We start from the raw sequence: 18,015 nt of genomic DNA, 5'->3' as shown, positions 1-18,015 counted from the left end.
ACTCGCCGGCGATGCCTGGCTCGGCAATGCCGTGCTCGAGGAGGAAGCGCCGTACCACCCGTTGGGCTTCCCGTACGGCGGGATGCCGCCCGACGAGTCGGCGAAACTCGGGCTCACCCTCGAAGCCACCCCGACGCTTGACGACGTGCTCGTGCCGCGGCTCGCCCGCATGGCCACGCTGCGGCGTGTCGTCGACGGGCTCACCGAGGCCGAGCTCGATCGGGTCTGCGGTCGCAAGCCGGCGGACCCGTATCCCGACCAGGCGTACGTCGTACGCCGCTGCCTCAAGGTGGTGCTGAAGGAAGAGGCCGAGCACCACCGTTATGCGGTGCGCGACCTCGCCGTACTCGAGGCCGGTGCCTGAACTGGCGTTGACCGGCGGGAAGTGGTTTCCAGCCGCAATGCGTGCTGCTAGCTCGACAAGCACTGATCGGCGACCTGTCCGGCGTGGACGTTCCCGGTGTCGAGTGCGGCGTTGTCGAATTCTGGGTGGCCGGTTCGTGGATAGGACAACAGGATCGAACAAGGCCCTCAGACTCAGGAGACCCACGATGCTCGACCAGGCCAAGCGCACAACCAGACCATTCCGCTTCGGGGTCGTTGCCCCGCTCAGTTCTGACCTGCCGGCGTGGCGAGACCGCGTGCGTCGCATCGCCGACAGGGGTTACTCAACGTTGCTGATGCCCGACGTGCCTACGTGGCAACCAGCACTTGGGCCCACGCTGGCCACCGCGGCAGCGCTCGCTGACCTGCGGATCGGCTCGTGGGTCTATGCCGCCGCGCTGCGCGAACCATGGAGCACAGCATGGGAGGCTCACTCACTCTCAGTACTCACAGAAGGCCGCTTCGAAATGGGCATCGGCGCCGGCCGACCCGGGATCGAAGTCGAGCTGGGGCTGGCTGCCGTCTCCCCAGCTGAGCGTCGTGCCAGAATGCGCGAGACCGTGGAGGCACTGCGTAGGTTCGACGGCCCCGATCTGCACACGCCGGTGGTCATGGCGGTAAGCGGACCGAAGTCGCAGGCGCTGGCGCTCGAAGTCGCTGACGCAGTCACGTTCGTACTCTCACCCGAAGACGATCGGGTCGAAACCACCAACCGGGTACGCGACTTTGCCGGCCGCCGGGACATCGAACTCGCCCAGCACGTCGCCGCCGTCGGTGACGGCGTCGCTCCGTTCATGGCGCCGCCCAACCTCGACACCGCAGCGCTCCGCGCGGCCGACTCGCTCGTCATCCTTCCGAGTGACCCCGCGGCAGCCACCGAGGAAATCCAACGCCGACGCGAGGAGATCGGCCTCTCCTATTTCGTCATCGGCGCCGACTTTGCCGACACACTCGCGCCGGTCGTGACCAAGCTGGCCGGACAGTAGGCGGCGCACGCCTCGCAGGTCAACTCGGCGACAATCGACCGGTGTGGCAACGGACGTCGGACTCATAATCCCTGGGTCGCGGGTTCGTGTCCCGCCCGCCCTATTCGGCACAACGCAGGTCAGGAGCACATCACTCCTCCCGACCTGCCGACGAAACGGCCGTCGTACCATACGTCCGCCACGGAGCTGCGGTAGCAGTCCATGTCCCTTTCAGACGGTGTCCGGCGTGAATGCCGGCGGAACGCGATGCTTCGTCGCCTGCTCGTACGAGTAGGCGAGCGACACCATCTCCCGGTCGCTGAACGGGCGGCCGAGGAACGTGATGCCCACGGGCTGCCCCTCGGGTGAGTAGCCTGCCGGAACGGTGATCGACGGTACCTCGATCAGGAACGTGTTGAGGTGCGGTACGCCTTTCGTGTTGACGTGCGGCGGGTTGACGAAGTCACGGATGAACGTCGCCGTGTGCTCCACTGTCACGTGCACGATCGCATCGAGGTCCTCGTCGGCCATGACCACCAGAAGGTTGGTCATGAGCTCCTGCCGAGCCAGCTCGTACTCGCCCTTGGAGGCGGTGCGGTTGCGGGGGCGGCCACGGTCCCGGCGGAAGTTGGCTTCCTTGAACTCGTCCGTCTCCGCGAAGTCCTCGTAGCGCGTGAACGGCGGGTTCGCGTTGCGCCCCATCCAGTTCTCGAAGGATGTCGCCCCCGCGTCCTGCCAGCGCTTGGCAAGCAGCTCCTTGAGATCCGGGACGACGATCGGGTCGACGATCTCGGCCCCGGCCTCAGCGAGCTCGGCCACGGCCTTGCTGAAGACCGTCGCGACGTTCTCGAAGTCGACCGTGCCCGGCTCCGACCCGCCGCCGATGCTCTCGCGGATGATGCCGATCCGTGCACCGTGGAGAGCGCCGGGGTCGAGGGCCCCGACCCAGCTGCCGGTGAGCTGACCGACTCCGGCGGCCGTCGACGGGTCCTCGGGGTCGTAGCCGGCGACTGCGTCCAGCACGCGCGCCGCGTCCTCGACCGTGCGCGTCATCGGGCCGAGCGAGCCGTTCCTGGACGGCCACGGCCGGTAGGCCCCGGAACGGCTGACCAGCCCGAGGGTCGGACGCATCCCGACGACGCCGTTCCACGCGGCGGGCCGCCGGATCGACGCGAACTCCTCCTGCCCGATGGCGACCAGGCCGAAGTTCGCGTTGACCGACGCCCCCGAACCGCCCGACGACCCGCCGACCGTTCGCTCGGGGTCGTAGGGGTTTCGTGTGGACCCGAAGAGCGACCCGTGGGTGTCGCCTGCGGCGAACTCGCCCAGGGTCGTCTTCGCGATGATCAGCGCACCGGCGTCCTTCAGCTTCGTCGTCAGGACGCCGTCGTTGTCGGGGTAGAAGTCCTTGAACAACGTCGAGCCGAGCGTCGTCGGCATGCCGACCGTGTCCACCTGGTCCTTCATCAGCACCGGCACACCGTGCAGTGGGCCGACCGGTCCCGACTCGGCGTACGCCTTGTCGAGCGCGGCCGCCTCCTCCCGGACGCTCGGCGAGACCGTCGTGATGGCGTTGATCTGCGGACCGGACTTGTCGTACGCCTCGATGCGGTCGAGGTAGTAGCCGACAAGCCCGGAGCACGTCAGCGTGCCTGCCGCGTACGCCGAGTGGATGTCGGCGATCGTCGCCTCGAACGGCGTGAAGTCGCTTGTCACGTCATCGTCTCCCAGGTTGATGTGTCGTCAGGCCGGCGTCGTGGTCGGGGCCACGCGGTGCTTGGTCGCCTGCTCGTAGGCGTAGCCGAACCGGATCATGTCGAGGTCGCTGTACGGACGGCCCAGGAACGTGATGCCGACGGGGAGCACGTCGTCGGTGAAGCCGGCCGGGACGGTCAGCGACGGCACCTCGTAGAGGAAGGTGTTGAGGTGGGGCGCGCCCTTCATGTTGTGGTACGGCGGGTTGATCCCCTCCTCGATGAGGGTCGGAGTGTGCTCGACGGTCACGTGCACGATCGCGTCGAGGTCCTCGTCGGCCATGAGCACGAGCAGGTTGGTCATCAGCTCCTGGCGCGCCTCGAGGTACTCCTCGTACGACGCGGTCCAGGGCGACGGACGCCCGCCGCCGCGCAGCCACATGGCCTTCTTGAACTGGGGCTGGGACACGAACTCCTCGAAGGACTTGTACGGCGGGTTCGCGTTACGCCCCATCCAGTTCTCGAAAGCCTCCTTGCCCGAGTCGAACGAGCGCTTGGCCAGCAGAGCGTGCAGGTCCTTGATCTGGACCGGGTCGACGATTTCGGCGCCGGCTGCGGCGAGCTCGGCGACGGCCCCGCCGAACACGGTCCGGACCTTCGCGAAGTCATCGGCGGCCGGGTCCGAGCCGAGGCCGATCGTCTCGCGGATGATGCCGATGCGAGCACCCCGCAGCGCCTCTGGGTCGAGCGCCTCGACGAAAGAGGTGGAGAGCTTCCCGACCCCGTGGGCCGTCGAGGGGTCCTCGGGGTCATAGCCGACGATGACGTCGAGGAGGCGGGCCGCATCCTCGACCGTGCGAGCCATCGGGCCGAGGGAGCCGGACTTGCTCGGCCAGCATCCGTAGGCACCCGTCCGGCTCACAAGACCGAGCGTCGGCCGGATGCCGACGATGCTGCTCCAGGCAGACGGCCGGCGGATCGAGGCGAGCCCTTCCTGACCGATGGCCACGGCTCCGAGGTTGGCGCTGAGGGATGCACCGGACCCGCCGGACGAACCGCCGGGGGTGCGCTCGAGGTCGTACACGTTCTTGGTCGAGCCGAACAGCGAACCGTGGGCGTCTCCGCCGGCGAGCTCGCCGAGCGTGGTAGCGCGGATCGCCTTCGGTCAGGCCGTAACGGTGGCGGTAGGAGTGGATCACCACGTCGACGAAGTCCGGGTTGTGCAGGCTGGGCGCGGTGTCGGGGTAGGCGGCAGCGGAGGCGGTCCAGGTCGGCGACCAGTCGCGCCAGAGCAGGGCGCACAGCTCATCGCGGTTGCGGGTCAGGCCGCGTCGGCCGCGTTCGAAGCCTCCGCAGGTGACCAGGCCCGTGAGGCGCTCCGGCCACAGGGCTGCGGCGATACATGCGGCCCGGCCGCCCCAGTCGTAGCCCGCGACGACGGCCCGATCGATCTCCAACGCGTCCATGAAGTCCAGCAGGTTCTGGCCCATCGCCGCCTGCCACCTCGTCGTACGCGCGTACGTCGTAGGGGAAGCCGTGCAGGAGGATCACCGGAACGCCGTCCGCGCTCGGCTCGCCGGCCGCCTCGTAGCCGATCTCGAGCACGGGCGTGGTCACACTGCCCTGGATGGGGAAGCTCATGACCTCATCGTCGCACCGGGGTCCGACACAACCGCCCGGACCGGCTGTAGCGGCAGACCGAGTGGTGGTGTCGGCGGCGATCCAATCCAGTTCGCCGATCCGATAGACCTCGTCAGGGCTGGTGGCGAACGTAGCGTCGTACCTGCTGGGCGCACAGGGTACGACGACTCGTCTAGATGTCCGGTGCATGGCGGCGGTGGTACAGCCACATGGCGGCGAATGCGAGGCCGGCGGTGCCGAGTGCGGATGCGCCCGCCTGCCGGGCCCCGGCCCCGCCGGCGTCCGACGGACCCGGGTCGAGCGCCGCCTCCGCGGGGGGGCACCGGCAGCGGGGGCTCCTTGCAGGCAGGGTGGTAGGCCCAGTGGCAGTCCGGCATTGTTATGGACCCGGACCCGGACCCTGGCTCCGGGGCTAGTTGTGCCGACGCTTCGGTAGTGGTCAGCGTGGCAGCGCCCAGCGCGAGCGCGGATCCTGCGATGGCCCGGCACTTGCGGTTCATGATTCCTCCTTTCAGGTGGTCGCGGCGTACGAGTTCAGGTCGGGTGCGGCGCCGAGTGGTCGCGGTGTCGCTGTACGCCGAGGGCGATGCCGAGCGCGGCTCCGCCGAGGGCGATGCCACCGAGTGCGCCGAGGGCGATCGAGGTGGTGTCGAGTGCAGTCCCTTGATTGACCGGTTCGACTGGTGCCAGTGGCGCCGGCGGGTCGGCGTACCCGGGATAGCCGGACCCCTCGTCCGGCCACGGTGTAACTTGCTGCGTCGGCTGGGGATCGCCCGGACTCGCCGTCGCCGGTCCGACGGTTGCGAAGGCGAAAGTGAAGGCGAAGGGGATGACTGCGATCGCCGTGATGCGGTGCTTCATGATTCGGTCTCCCTGTCCTCGAGTCCGGCGGGGCCGCTCGCTGCGGTCCGGGTACGCCGGTCGCTCGGTGTTCCTGTTGTCGCGCAAGGTGGTATCGCGACGCCTGAGCGCGGTATCACGGCGGTAACTCGGCCGTTGACGACCTGCTGCGGGAGGTCGACAGTCGAGGAGTGGGCATCGATGTACTGGGCCCGCTCACGATCGAGGGGGATCAGAAGGCTCTCGGGCGACGTGACCGGGTCGTGGTCGCAGCGCTGGCGGTGAACCCTGGGGAGGTCGTCAGTGCAGAGCAGCTCGCCGACGTGTTGTGGGGCGGCGAGCGACTGCCGCCGTCCTGGCAGAAAATCGTGCAGGGCTGTGTGGTCCGGCTTCGTAAGGTTCTCGGCACGCATGCGATCGAAACGTTGCCGCTGGGGTACCGGCTCGTCGTTCCGCTCGATGAGATCGACGCGCAGCGATTCGATCGCGCGGTGGTACGGGCTCGTGAGCTGCTGGCGGCCGGCGAACCTGAGCGATCGGCCGTGGTACTCGCGGATGCACTCACGCTGTGGCGCGGCCGGCCGCTGACGGAGCTGGAGGGCTGGGCACCGGCCCGGATCGAGGCTTCGCGACTGATCGAGCTACGGCATACCGCCGATGAGTTGTACGTCGAGTCGGCGCTGCGGTCGGGCCAGCACGACAAGGTTCTGGCCAAGGCGCAGTCCCTTGTGACGGAGGCTCCGCTGCGCGAACGTCGCTGGGTCCTGCTCGCGACGGCGCAGTACCAGGCGGGTCGTCAGGGCGAGGCGTTGCGGACGATCCAGCGCCTGCGGACCGTGCTGAATCGCGACCTCGGCCTCGACCCGAACGAGGATGTCGACGCGTTGGAGCAGGCGATCCTGCGCCAGGACCCGTCTCTGGTCGCGGAAAGTGCCCTGCCGGAACCGAGCCCGGTGTGCCCGTACCCGGGCCTGAAGCCGTACGACGTCGATGACGCGGACAGCTTCTTCGGTCGCGATTCCGACATCGCGGCCTGCCTGCGCAAGCTGACGGATGCCTCGGTACTGGCGGTCGCCGGACCGTCCGGGTGTGGCAAGTCCTCGCTGGTCCGGGCCGGGGTGGCGGCAGCGTTGCGCCGGGACGGCAAGCAGGTCGTGGTGATGACTCCGGGTCCGCATCCGGTCGCCGCGCTGGCGGCTGCGATGCCTGGTACGACGGCGCCGGTGCTGCTCGTGGATCAGTTCGAGGAGGTGTTCTCGCTGTGCCAGGACGCTGCCGAGCGTGAGACTTTCCTGGATGCGTTGAATGCCCACCAAGCGCCGCTCGTGATGTCGATCCGCGCCGATCGGCTCGCTGACGTTTCCGCCCATCCGGCCTTCGCGCGAACGGTCGAGCGCGGTCTTTACCTGCTGTCGGGCATGACGCGGGAGGATCTACGGGCAGCGATCGAGGAACCCGCCCGGCTGTCTTCGCTGGTCGTCGAACCGGGGTTGGTCGATCTGCTGGTCAATGAGGTCGCCGACCAACCGGGAGCGCTGCCGTTGATGTCGCATGCCCTGCGCGAGACCTGGCAACGCCGCGAGGGCCGTACCCTCACGGTCGCGGGCTACAACGCCTCGGGCGGTATCCGAAGTGCGGTCGCACAGTCCGCCGAAGAGGTCCACGAACGGATCTCGCCGGAGCAGCGCGCGATCCTGCACGACCTGTTGCTGCGCCTGGTCGCACCTGGCCCGGAGGGGGAACCGATCCGCAGCCGCCTTCCGCGCCGGCTCGTCGTGACTCGTCCCGAGGACAACACGATGATCGACCTTCTCGTGGCGTCGAGGCTGCTCACCAGCGACGCGGGTGTCGTCGAGATCGCGCACGAGTCACTGGTCCGTGCCTGGCCCCGGCTCCGCGGCTGGCTCGAGGACGACCTCGAGGGCCAGCGGATCCTGCACCACCTCGCGGTCGCCGCCGACTCGTGGAACAACCTCGACCGGCCCGAGAGCGAGCTCTACCGCGGCGTCCGCCTCGCCAAGGCGCTCGACTGGCGAGAACGCACGACGCCCACGCTGACCGCGACCGAGGAAGACTTCCTTGCCGCAAGCAAACGATTGTCCGAGACCGAGCTCCGTGCGGCCGAAACCCGTGCCCGCTTGCAGCTGCGAGTCAACCGCCGCCTCCGCGCCGCCCTTGCCACCGCGGCCGTCCTGCTGGTCGGCGCACTCATCGCCGGCTTGGTCGCCGTACGTCAAGCCGACCGAGCCGAGCTGGCCGCCAACCGCGAACTGGCCCGCCAGGTCGGCGCCCGCGCACTGGTCACCGAGGACATCAGCCAGTCCCTCCTCCTCGCCGCCCAGGGCGTCCGCCTCGACGACGCCCCGGCCACGCGAGCCAACCTGGTTGCCGCCATCAACAAACACCCAACCCTGCTCCGCTCCATCCGCGCGCCCTTCGGCCGGACCGAGAACATCGATGTCTCACCCGACGGTACCCGGATCGTCTCCGGCGACGACAAGGCGACTTTCCACCTGTACGACGCGCAGTCAGGAAAGGTGCTCAACTCGTACACCTTCGCACCGGTCGCGGAGGATGCGGTCGTCTTCACCCGGCCCCGCTTCAGTCCCGACGGGCGCCTGATCGCCGCGATTGCCAACGACAACTATGGCAACATGGTCGACCCGGCGTGGCCGGTCCGGTTGCTGGACGCCGGCACTCTCAAGCCGGTGAAGCAGCAGCCCGTCGTCCCGCCGCCCGACGTACCGCGGCTGAACAGCCTGGTGTTCAGCAAAGACGGCCGCTCCCTCGCGCTCGGCGCTCAGAAGGAAGGCGTAGAGGCGGAGATCGCGCTGGCGTTCGCCCTGGTATGGAACCTCGACGCGCTCGATCAGCCACCACGACGGGTCGACCTGTCGTGGGCGGCGCAGCGGGCGGCGCTCAGTCCTGACGGCCGGACGGTGTACCGGTCCTGGCCGCTCACCGCGTTCGACGTGGCCACCGGCCGGGAGCAGTGGCAGCGGTCCGACCTTGTCGGCGAGGCCCCTGTCGCTCCCAGCATCGGTCTTCCGATCGTCGAGGTCTCCGACAGCGGCGACCTGCTCGCCTTCCTGCATCCCGGCCCGGTCCGGACTGACCGAACCATGACGACGATCGTCGATGCGCGCACCGGGAAGACCGTCAGGAACTTGCGCAGTTCCGCGGATCCACCGCGCGCCGCCGATTTCTCGGCAGACGGCAAACTGCTGGCCACGGCTCACTACGGTGGTGAGGTCGTCATCTGGGAGCTGGCCACCGGCCGTGCACTGCAACGCTTGCGCACCGTGGAGGTGTCCTGGGCGGTCGCGTTCAGCCCGGACACGCGGACGCTGTATGCGGCCGGCGACCAGGGTATCGTCCGTGCTTACGATCTCGGCGGGCAGCGGCGGTACCTTCCCTGGACTCGGGCCGCCCCGCCGCGCCGGTACCTCCACGTTCTTGCCTCAGGCAACGGACAGCGAACCGCCTACCTCTGGAACGAGGCCGGCACCTCCTGGCTGAGCATCGCCGATGCGGCCACCGGCCGGATGACGCCGCCGACCCGCCTCGACCTCGAACTCGGGCAGCAGTCGAACCCACCGGCATCCTGGCGCCCGAACGGAGAGCGCCTGCTCGTCAACGACACCGAGTTGATCGTGATGGTCGACGCCCGGACCGGCAAGATTGTGAAGAAACATCGCAGGGACGTGGGGTCGGCCCTGTACTTCGGCGACGGCAACCGCATCGTCGGCGGCACTGTCCAGGGCAGCATCTTCTTCGACGCTGACTTGACGCCGTCGGGGGCTTTGAACGGCTTCACCGCAGACTGCTGCACAGCATCGTCCCCGGACGGCAAGACCGCCGTGCTCTTCGAGGAGGGCATCAGTGGCGCCACGATGTCGTGGCGCATCATCGAGGTCGCCACCAGCAAGATCGTCCACCAGGGCAAGCTGCCGACCTGGGTCAACGCAGTTGCCTACTCACCTGACGGTCGACTGATAGCAGTCACCGGGACCGAAGGTGTCGTCACCATCGACCCCCGATCCGGTGCTGTCAAGCCCGCCCCGACGATCGCCCAGAAGGCCGAGGGCGTGACCATCCGCTTCTCCCCGGACGGCACCCGCCTCGTCTCCGGAGCAGCGGACGGCACTGTCACGATCTGGGACCCGCACACCTTGGAGAGCCAGTCCACCATCACCACCGCGACCGAAGGGAACCCGATCCCCGTTGCGCCGATCTTCACGCAAGGCAGTGACGTTCTCACGATTCCGGCGTACGACGGCAAGACCTACCGGTGGGACATCAGCACCGGCCATTCCCTCGCCTGGGCCTGCGCCATGGCCGGCCGCGACCTGACCTCCACCGAATGGACCCAGTCCTTCCCCAACCTCCCCTATCAAAGAACCTGCCCCTGACCCCAACCGAGATCACACCCGCCCAGTGGCAAACCACGCCTGCGACGTAGCCCGGTCTGAGCTGGCCACCCGGGGCTGGACCCACTGGTCCGAACCCCGGGTCGCAGGCGATCACGCTGGTTGAGGGTGGCGGCGGCTTACCACGAGGGCGACGCCGAGGCCGCGCACCCTGGACCTGCTCGGCACCGTGAGCGTCGCCGGCTCAGGGAAGCCGGTCGCCGCGATCCCCAGCTTCGTCGACGGCAACGACGTCGTACGGATCGCGGCGTACGACGGGAAGGTCTATCGGTGGGACACGCGCATCGATCGCACGATCGCTCACGCGTGTGCGATGGCCGGGCGGAATCTCAGTGCGGACGAGTGGAGTCAGGCCTTCGGCGATCGGCCGTACGAGAAGACCTGCCCCTGACCGGGGTACGCCGGCCATCTGCGGGATCGGTGGTGTCGAAGGTCGAGTGTCCATTCGATCGACCGGTCGACCGATCTGCATCTGTTGGGGAAGGAAACAGCCATGCAACAAACGCGTACATCCGGCCGCTGGCGGCGGTCGGTGAGACGGCTTGCCGCCGCGGCGGCCGTGTTGGTCCCGGTGGCGGCGGTCTCGGTCGTTGGTGCGGAGTCCGCCCAGGCGACGGGGTGTCGAACCAACGGGCACGTCTACCTGACGTCGGTGTACCCGACGAGCGTGCGGACCGAGGATCAGCCTGTCGACGGTGGCACTGACGACTACCAGATGTTCACCGGCGACTGGACTTCGTTCCGGGTCGGTGGCAATGGCCTTCGTTCGTACACCTCGCCGGCATGGACCGTCGAGAGCAACGTGAGCGGGTCGTTCGTCTTCAATGGCCGAGTAGCCGGAGGCAACTGCGTCGCGAACGAGACGACGGTCGGCCTTGCCAGGCACACCGTTGCAGGAGAGGTCTGGACGGTCCGAGCGAACTACCTCACGGGCAACTCGGGGCGGTTCATCCAGAACCAGGCGCATTTCCGCATCTTCTTCGTCGACCCGCCCCCGCCCGACCCGTGGTATGAGCCGCCGTGCTACTACGCCGAGGCGTGCTTCTGAGCATGGAAGAGCACTTGTGTGAGCCGGGCCGCGGACCGGCTCACACAGGTCCAGACGCCAGTACGAATCTGGCTCAACAACTGCGCAGTCCAGCAGTTCATCTGTTCCGAATCACTGTCAGAGCCAACACCGAACTGAGGAGGGCCAGCATGTGCACGACACCCGAACACCGAACGATAGTGGCGATGCTGGCCGCGGGCAGTCCCGTTTGGTACGTCGCCGCGGTGACCAAAAGCGACCGGCACTACATCTACACAGTTGGTGCTCAGCATGGCTATCCGGATCGTGTCGCGATGAGGCAGTCCCTCCGGCAGTTCGCCGAGCCACGCTGAACCACCAAGCCGATGGGGATCAGTGCGAGGCGCCGGCTCGGGCCGTCTTGGGGAGCAGGAAGCCGACCGCGAACGCGAGCAGGATCCCGCCGACGGTTGCGAGGAGCGCGGCCTGGGTGCCGTCGAGCGCGGCCAGGGCGCGGGTGGAGGGCTCGGCGTGGGCGACCTTGCCCATGAAGATGGAACCGATCACCGCGATACCGAGCGCGATACCCACCTGCTCGAGCGAGCCCAGCAGGCCCGTGGCCGAGCCGACCTCCTCGTCCCGGACGCCGCCCAGGATGATGTCGAACAGCGGGACGAACACCATCCCCATACCGGCTCCGCCGATCAGGTTGGGGACCGCGAGATCCCAGTGCCCGACGTTGAGGCCGGCCAGCGTCAGTACGACGTACAGACCGATGAGGCCGATCGCCATCAGCGCGAGGCCGATGTGCAGCAGCTTGCGACCGTACTTCTGCATCGTGATCCCGGAGACCGCCGAGCCGATCAACGCCCCGAAGGCCCACGGTGCCATCGCCAGGCTCGCGTGGATCGGGGTGTAGCCGAGGCCGACCTGGAGGAACATGCCCAGGACGAACGTGCCGGCCATCGCACCGAAGAAGACCACCGCGAAGAACACGCCGGACAGGTATGAGCGGCTCCGCAGCAGCCGAGGCTCGATCAGAGCGCCGATGCGCTGCCGGCGGGACTGGTAGACGCCGAACCCGGCGAGCATCGGCACCGAGGCGACCAGTAGCGCCTTCGACCACAGCGGCCAGCCGATCTCGTGACCCTGCACCAGCGGATAGACCAGGGCGACCAGGCCGGCGCCGGCGATCAGCAGGCCGGGAATGTCCAGCGAGATCCGGCGGCCGGTGGGCTGGATGTTCGGCAGGTACTTGGCCGCGACGACGAAGGTGAAGATGCCGACCGGGATGTTCACCAGGAAGATCGCCCGCCAGCCGATCCCCAGCAGATCCGCGTCGAGCAGCGTGCCGCCGACGATCGGGCCGATCACCGCCGACAGACCCATCACCGGGCCGAAGAACCCGAACGCCTTGGCTCGCTCGACCGGCTCGAACAGGTCCCGGGCCAGTCCGAAGCCCTGCGGCAACATGATCGCGGCGAACGCGCCCTGAGCGACGCGCGCGGCGATCAGCATCTCCGACGACACCGCCAGGCCGCACAGGAACGAGGTCACGGTGAATCCGCCGACGCCGATCAGCAGCGCGTGCTTCCGGCCGAGCAGGTCGCCGAGGCGGCCGCCGACGAGGAGCAGGACGGCCAGGGCCATCGTGTACCCGGCGGCCATCCACTGAAGGCTCGCGTAGGAGCCGCCGAGGTCGGCGCGGATGGCGGGCGCGGCGACGTTCATCACGGTCGAGTCGAGCAGATCCATCACCGACGCGGTGATGACCGCGGAGAAGGCGAACCAGCGGCTGCGGGAGCGACGCGGGGCCAGCTCGAGAGCGGAGCTACCGGGGAGTTCTGCGACTGCGGTCATCATCGGCTCCAGATCCAAACGGAACGAAGTGTTCTGTTCCAACTCTAGCGGAACGGAGCATTCCGTTCAAGTGGTATCTTGGTGACATGACGAGAGCTCTCAGTGGCCGGCAGGCGCAGGCGGCCCGCAACGACGAAGTGATCCTGGCCGCGGCCAGGGCGGTGTTCATCGCCGATCCCGGTGCCCCGATCGCCGCCGTGGCGGAGCGCGCCGGTGTCGGTATCAGCGCGCTCTATCGGCGGTACGCGAGCAAGGAGGAGTTGCTCCGCAAACTCTGCAGCGATGGGCTGGGCCGCTACATCGAGGAGTCGGAGAAGGCTCTGGCCGACGACCGCGAGCCGTGGGTTGCGTTCGGAGCGTTCCTGCACGCCCTGGTCGACGCCGACACCAACTCACTGACCCAGCGGCTGGCGGGAACGTTCACCCCGACGCCCGACCTCTGGCAGGACGCCGCCCGGGCGGCTGAGCTGAACCAGGCCATCTACGCGCGGACGAAGGAGTACCTCCGGCCGGGGATCGTGGTCGAGGACTTCGCGGTGATCCTGGAGCAGATCACGTCGATCAAGCTCGGCGACGAGGCTCGGACGAACCAGCTCCGGCATCGGTACCTCACCCTGATGCTGGAGGCGATGCATCGGTCCGGGGAACGACCGGGTGGCGGTTCGGAGCTCCCGGGACCGCCACCCAGCAATGACGAACTGACCGACCGCTGGCGGGCCTGACCAGCGGACCGGCAGGTGCTTGGCCCGCTTTCGGGGGCGTGAGACGGTGGGTTGATGTCGAGCGCTCTGCTGATCGTCGGCGGTCTCATCGGCCTCCTGGGTGGAGCCGAGCTGCTGGTTCGCGGCGGGACAGGGCTGGCCCTGCGACTGGGGATCGCGCCGATCGTCGTCGGGGTGACGGTGGTGTCGCTCGGCACCAGCATGCCGGAGCTGGCCATCGGCATCGACGCCGCGCGACAGGGCAGGGCCGGCCTGGCCGTCGGCAACATCGTGGGCACGAACCTGGTCAACATACTTCTGATCCTCGGCCTGAGCGCCTTGATCGCCCCACTCACCCTCGACACCCGCACAGTGCGGTTCGACCTGCCCTGCATGACCGCAGCGTCGCTGGTCCTACTGCTCGTCGCGCTCGACGGCACCCTCGGCACCCTGGACGGTGTCCTGCTCGTTCTTCTCGGAATCGGCTACACGCTGGCGGTACTGCGCACCAGCCGACAGGAAACGCCCGCCGTCCAGGCCGAGTACCAGGCGAGCGACGACGTGACGAGGGCGCGACCGTGGCTGCATGTGGTGAGCCTCCTGGTAGGCATCGCAGTCATCGTGATCGGCGCGACACTGCTCGTCGACGGCGCCGTCGATGCCGCAAGAGCGTTCGGAGTCAGCGACGTCATCATCGGACTGACCATCATCGCGATCGGTACGTCGGCCCCCGAACTGGTCACCACGATCGTCTCCACGCTCCGAGGCAACCGCGACATTGCCCTAGGCAACCTCCTCGGCTCCAGCGTCTACAACATCGCCATCATCCTCGGAGTCACCATCCTCGTAGCACCCGGCGCCGTCGAGGTCCCCGACGAGATCCTCGGCGGCGACCTCCTCCTCATGGTCGGCGCCGCAGTCGCCTGCATACCGGTCTTCATGTCAGGCCGCCGAATCACCCGAATCGAAGGCGGCGTGTTCGTCGCCGCGTACGTCGCCTACCTCGCCTGGCTCCTCATCTCCCGTGCCTGAGCCGTCGGCGGGCGCGGGTGCGTCCGCCGACGGCTCACGGGTTAGGGACCGGTGACAGAGTTGACGATGACTGAGCCGGTGCCGATGGTGGCGTTGGTGTCGGTTTGGACCGTGAGGGTGCCGGTAATGGTGCGGCCGGCGCCGGGGTCGGCGTTGACGGTCAGGGTCGCGGTGGTTGACCACGACGAGCCGGACGGGTGATTGGCGTTGGTGTCTGGGCTCACCAGACTGCCGAGCGCCGGCGAGACGTAGGAGTCGACCAGGTCGTACGCCGTACTGCCGCTCGGCACGTTGAAGCCGTCTACCTCGATCCGGTAGAGGGCCGCAACCGGGTTGGCCAGCGTGACCTGCTCAACGGCTGTCGCGCCGCCGCTGGCGCCGACCAGGACGCACGCCGGCGCGCATCGGTAGACGAGCAGGTCGATGTCCGCCTGTGGATCCGACGCGTTCCCGGTACGGATCGTGTACGACGTGACGCCCGCCGGCACGGTGACGTCGAACGTCTGCGTTGCCAGGTGGCCGATCGTCGGACGCTGGGTCTGTGTGCTGGCCAAGGCACCGCCACCAACAAGCCGGCCGGTGAATCCGGCGAGCTGGTTGGAGACCGTGTAGTTACGGACGACCGGCACCCCAAGCGCCACGGACGACACCACGTCCGGGTTCGGCGAGATCGTCGTACCGAGGACGGTCGCGGACAGGCCGAACGGCGCCTCCTTGACGTCCGACGTACGGCGTGCCTCGACGACGAGCTCCCAGACACCCGGCTCGGGGTTCACGACCGTACGACTGTGCGGCGATCCACCGGCGCAGCCGGCGCCCGCATCCGGGTCGTAGCAACTCGTACTCGCGTTGCTGTCCACCGGCAGGCCCTGCGGGCTGTACCGCAGGAAGCGGATCTGTCCCGCGCCGGCCTGAGTGCCGCCGCCGGTCAGGTCGACCTTGAGCGCGCTTGCGCCGACCGGCACCCGGACGAAGTAGCTACGAGTCGCGTCCCGCCCGACCTTGCCGCTGGCTTGGAACGTGTACGAGTTGGCCGCCGTCAGGTCGGTCGGCACGAACACCGAGTTCATGGTCATCAGGTCGACGCCCGGTGTGGTCGGGTCGTCGAGTTGCAGGACCGCCGAGTGTGCGCCCGTACTGGACGGATTGATCTGCACGGCGAACGAGACCGGCTGGTTCAACGGCAGGAAGACCACGGGTAGCGACGTGAAGGTGCCGTCGTTGCCCACCCACCGCACCAGGTGCGGCATCGGCAGGTTGCGCCCTGTCGTCCGGGTCAGCGTGTACGTGCGAACGTACTTGACCCCACGGGTGACGCCCTCACGGTCGTGGATGCCGACACCGACGTTCGGCGTCGCCAGCTGACCGCTGAGCACCGTCTTCACCGGAACGGACGCGGTGATCGCATTGGGCCGCTGCCCAGCACGAAGCTCCTTCCAGGCGGCCGTCACCTGGACCAGACCCGCGCCCTGCTCGTAGGCGCCGAGCTGACTTTGGTACGCCGCACTCGACCGGATCGCGCTCCGCAGGGCGGCTGCGGTCGGACGAGTCCCGAAGGTCGCCTTGTAGGCACTGACCAGCAACGCGCCCGCGCCAGTGGTCTCCGGGGCAGCCATCGAGGTGCCGTTCAGCATCGAGTAGCCGGGTGGCAGCGTGTACGTGCCGGCCACCGGACCACCGGGCTGCCAGAGCGGCGTGGTGGAGATCGCCGAACCCGGCGCGATGACGTCCGGCTTGAAGCCGCCGTCCTCCCGCGGGCCACGCGACGAGAACGGGTGCAAACCCTTGTTGTTCAAGGGATCCGAGCCGTAGTTCGCGAGCCAGGTCGCCTTGGTGATGTACGACCCGACCGCGATCGAGTTGGTGGCCACCGCCGGATCGCCGACGGAGTTCGCCCCGGCGCCGCTGTTGCCGGCCGAGAGGAAGATCTGCATGTTGAACTCGTCGATCGTCCGGTTGTAGAGCTCCGCCCGGGCGTTGTTGCCGTCGTTGAGCCCCGGCAGCCCGCCGATCGAGATGTTCACGACGTCGGCGCCATTGTGCGCGGCGTACAGCACACCGTCGATCAGGCCGCTGCTGGTGCAGGAGGTGGTGGTCAGGCAGACCTTGACCGCCATCAGTTGCGCACCCGGAGCAGCACCGCTCATCTTGCCGCCGAACAGTCCGTTGGCCGCGGTGATACCGGCAACGTGGGTGCCGTGCTGCGCACCGGCGATGCCCAGGTTGACCACCGAGCCCGCATCCGAGTCCGGGTTGTACACCGATCGATCGGTCACCACGACGAACGGCACGCTCTCGTTGACGGCCGTCGCCGGGTTGTCGGTGCCAAGGTGACCTGTGTCGCGGTTGACCTTGAAGTCGATCATCGAGGTCTGGTCGGTGAAGTCGCCGTCCTGGTCGGTGTCGACGTACACGCGTTTCGTCGTGCGGTCCTGCAGTACGCCGATCGCCTCGGCCGTCACGCCGTCCCGGTCGACGTCCCCGCCGAGCTCGCCTTGGGCCAGCTCGCCCGCCGCCTCACGCAGCAGACCGAGGGCGTACGGACCACCGGTCGCCGGTGCGGTCCAGGTCCGGCCGCCGGCCGTGAACGTGCCGTTGAATCGACCGGTCGTACTGATCCACGTCGCGTCACCCGAGGTCGGGGAGTTCGCGTTGTACCAGTCAACGATCTTCGGCAGGCCCGTCGTCGTGGTCTTCAGAGCCGGTACGTCGAGATCGATGCCGGAGTCCAGGATCGCGATCTTGGTGCCGCGACCGTCCCACGTCGGGTTGGCCAGCGCGAACTGCGCGGCCTGCGTGTCACCGGTCGGCAGGTACGGGTTGACGCGCGGCGTGGTCGCGCTGGGCGGCGTCTGCGGGATCGGCAGCTGAGTCCCGTCCGGCTGCGGATCGTCCATCTTGAACAGGCCGTCGACGTCGACCGCCTCGACCGCGCTCGCCTTGGCGGCTTGCTCGGCCTTCCCGATTGGCATCTCGACCTTGAGGTAATCGACGGCCGCGTCGGACTTCAGCACGACCCCGCCGAGAGCGCGGAGTTGGTCCGCGGCGGTCGACAAGCGGTCGCGTTCAGCCGCGACCAGCAGCGTCACCGTCTTCTTGCCCGCGGCCTCTGCCGCGGCGAGTCTGGCCCGGTCGGCATCGCCGAGGTCCTGGTCCGATTTCGGATGTGGATCGGTTGCGGTGGCGGCGGCACTGCCGGTTCCCCCCGGTTGTGCCGCGGCCCCTGGAACTGTGGTGACGGTGGCGGTTGCCAACCCGAGCACCGCGGCGAACACGGCCGCAAGCCGCGCCTTCCGGCGGTACGCAGGCATCGTTGACAGAGACATGGTGGCGGTCCTCCCCTGGCCCGATGAGCTGCCAGCAGTGGACCTTGTCACCCCCACGAGCGCAAGACCCTGGCCCCAAACTGCTTCGCCGTACCCTCGCGCCGGGAAGGCACGGCGGACCGCCGGCGGACGTGGG

Annotated in this window: 12 protein-coding genes and 2 pseudogenes; 8 read left to right on the top strand and 6 right to left on the bottom strand. The window is 68.3% G+C overall.

The features are described from left to right. A pseudogene (locus tag AB0E63_RS44410) lies at positions 1-364 on the top strand (DinB family protein); the annotation flags it as partial. Between the two features lie 187 nt (positions 365-551). Next, positions 552-1,370 carry an LLM class flavin-dependent oxidoreductase gene (locus tag AB0E63_RS44405; RefSeq protein WP_360380343.1) on the top strand — a complete coding sequence of 273 codons (819 nt, stop codon included), beginning with the start codon at positions 552-554 and terminating at the stop codon, positions 1,368-1,370. A 210-nt stretch (positions 1,371-1,580) separates the two neighbouring features. Here AB0E63_RS44405 and AB0E63_RS44400 read toward each other — a convergent pair whose 3' ends face one another. From AB0E63_RS44400 to AB0E63_RS44385, 4 genes and pseudogenes are all read right to left on the bottom strand, one after another. After that, positions 1,581-3,065 carry an amidase family protein gene (locus tag AB0E63_RS44400; RefSeq protein WP_360380341.1) on the bottom strand — a complete coding sequence of 495 codons (1,485 nt, stop codon included), beginning with the start codon at positions 3,063-3,065 and terminating at the stop codon, positions 1,581-1,583. Positions 3,066-3,092: 27 nt separating this feature from the next. Continuing rightward, the gene (locus AB0E63_RS44395; protein ID WP_360380346.1) at positions 3,093-4,199 is read right to left on the bottom strand and encodes an amidase family protein; all 1,107 of its coding nucleotides are present in this window, start codon (positions 4,197-4,199) and stop codon (positions 3,093-3,095) included. A gap of 88 nt (positions 4,200-4,287) precedes the next feature. Then, positions 4,288-4,509: pseudogene (locus AB0E63_RS44390) on the bottom strand (alpha/beta hydrolase); the annotation flags it as partial. A 709-nt stretch (positions 4,510-5,218) separates the two neighbouring features. Next, the gene (locus tag AB0E63_RS44385; protein WP_360380339.1) at positions 5,219-5,545 is read right to left on the bottom strand and encodes a hypothetical protein; all 327 of its coding nucleotides are present in this window, start codon (positions 5,543-5,545) and stop codon (positions 5,219-5,221) included. 170 nt (positions 5,546-5,715) lie between these two features. On the opposite strand from AB0E63_RS44385, the gene AB0E63_RS44380 reads away from it, so the two are divergent. From AB0E63_RS44380 to AB0E63_RS44365, 4 genes are all read left to right on the top strand, one after another. Continuing rightward, positions 5,716-9,936 carry a BTAD domain-containing putative transcriptional regulator gene (locus AB0E63_RS44380; protein ID WP_360380336.1) on the top strand — a complete coding sequence of 1,407 codons (4,221 nt, stop codon included), beginning with the start codon at positions 5,716-5,718 and terminating at the stop codon, positions 9,934-9,936. Positions 9,937-10,123: 187 nt separating this feature from the next. Then, on the top strand, positions 10,124-10,345 hold the full coding sequence (locus AB0E63_RS44375) for a hypothetical protein (RefSeq protein ID WP_360380334.1): 222 nt from the start codon (positions 10,124-10,126) through the stop codon (positions 10,343-10,345). A gap of 102 nt (positions 10,346-10,447) precedes the next feature. Further along, positions 10,448-11,002: a hypothetical protein gene (locus AB0E63_RS44370; RefSeq protein ID WP_360380332.1), complete on the top strand. Its 555-nt coding sequence runs from the start codon at positions 10,448-10,450 to the stop codon at positions 11,000-11,002. Between the two features lie 149 nt (positions 11,003-11,151). Continuing rightward, positions 11,152-11,334 (top strand): hypothetical protein, encoded by a 183-nt coding sequence (locus AB0E63_RS44365; RefSeq protein WP_360380329.1) that lies wholly within the window; start codon positions 11,152-11,154, stop codon positions 11,332-11,334. A gap of 19 nt (positions 11,335-11,353) precedes the next feature. Here the strand turns inward: AB0E63_RS44365 and AB0E63_RS44360 are convergent, their stop codons facing one another. Further along, positions 11,354-12,820 carry an MFS transporter gene (locus tag AB0E63_RS44360; RefSeq protein WP_360380326.1) on the bottom strand — a complete coding sequence of 489 codons (1,467 nt, stop codon included), beginning with the start codon at positions 12,818-12,820 and terminating at the stop codon, positions 11,354-11,356. A gap of 86 nt (positions 12,821-12,906) precedes the next feature. Here AB0E63_RS44360 and AB0E63_RS44355 point away from each other — a divergent pair, with 86 nt between their 5' ends. Together AB0E63_RS44355 and AB0E63_RS44350 are read left to right on the top strand one after the other, a co-directional pair. Further along, entirely contained in the window at positions 12,907-13,542 is a 636-nt protein-coding gene (locus AB0E63_RS44355) for a helix-turn-helix domain-containing protein (RefSeq protein ID WP_360380323.1), read from the top strand. 54 nt (positions 13,543-13,596) lie between these two features. Then, the gene (locus AB0E63_RS44350) at positions 13,597-14,553 is read left to right on the top strand and encodes a calcium/sodium antiporter (protein WP_360380321.1); all 957 of its coding nucleotides are present in this window, start codon (positions 13,597-13,599) and stop codon (positions 14,551-14,553) included. A gap of 41 nt (positions 14,554-14,594) precedes the next feature. On the opposite strand, the gene AB0E63_RS44345 is transcribed toward AB0E63_RS44350, so the two are convergent. Beyond that, the gene (locus AB0E63_RS44345) at positions 14,595-17,879 is read right to left on the bottom strand and encodes a S8 family serine peptidase (protein WP_360380319.1); all 3,285 of its coding nucleotides are present in this window, start codon (positions 17,877-17,879) and stop codon (positions 14,595-14,597) included. Positions 17,880-18,015 lie beyond the last annotated feature (136 nt).

The sequence above is a fragment of the Kribbella sp. NPDC026596 genome (genome assembly GCF_040638415.1).
GTDB lineage: Bacteria > Actinomycetota > Actinomycetes > Propionibacteriales > Kribbellaceae > Kribbella.
This window is presented reverse-complemented; position numbering and strand designations above follow the sequence as displayed.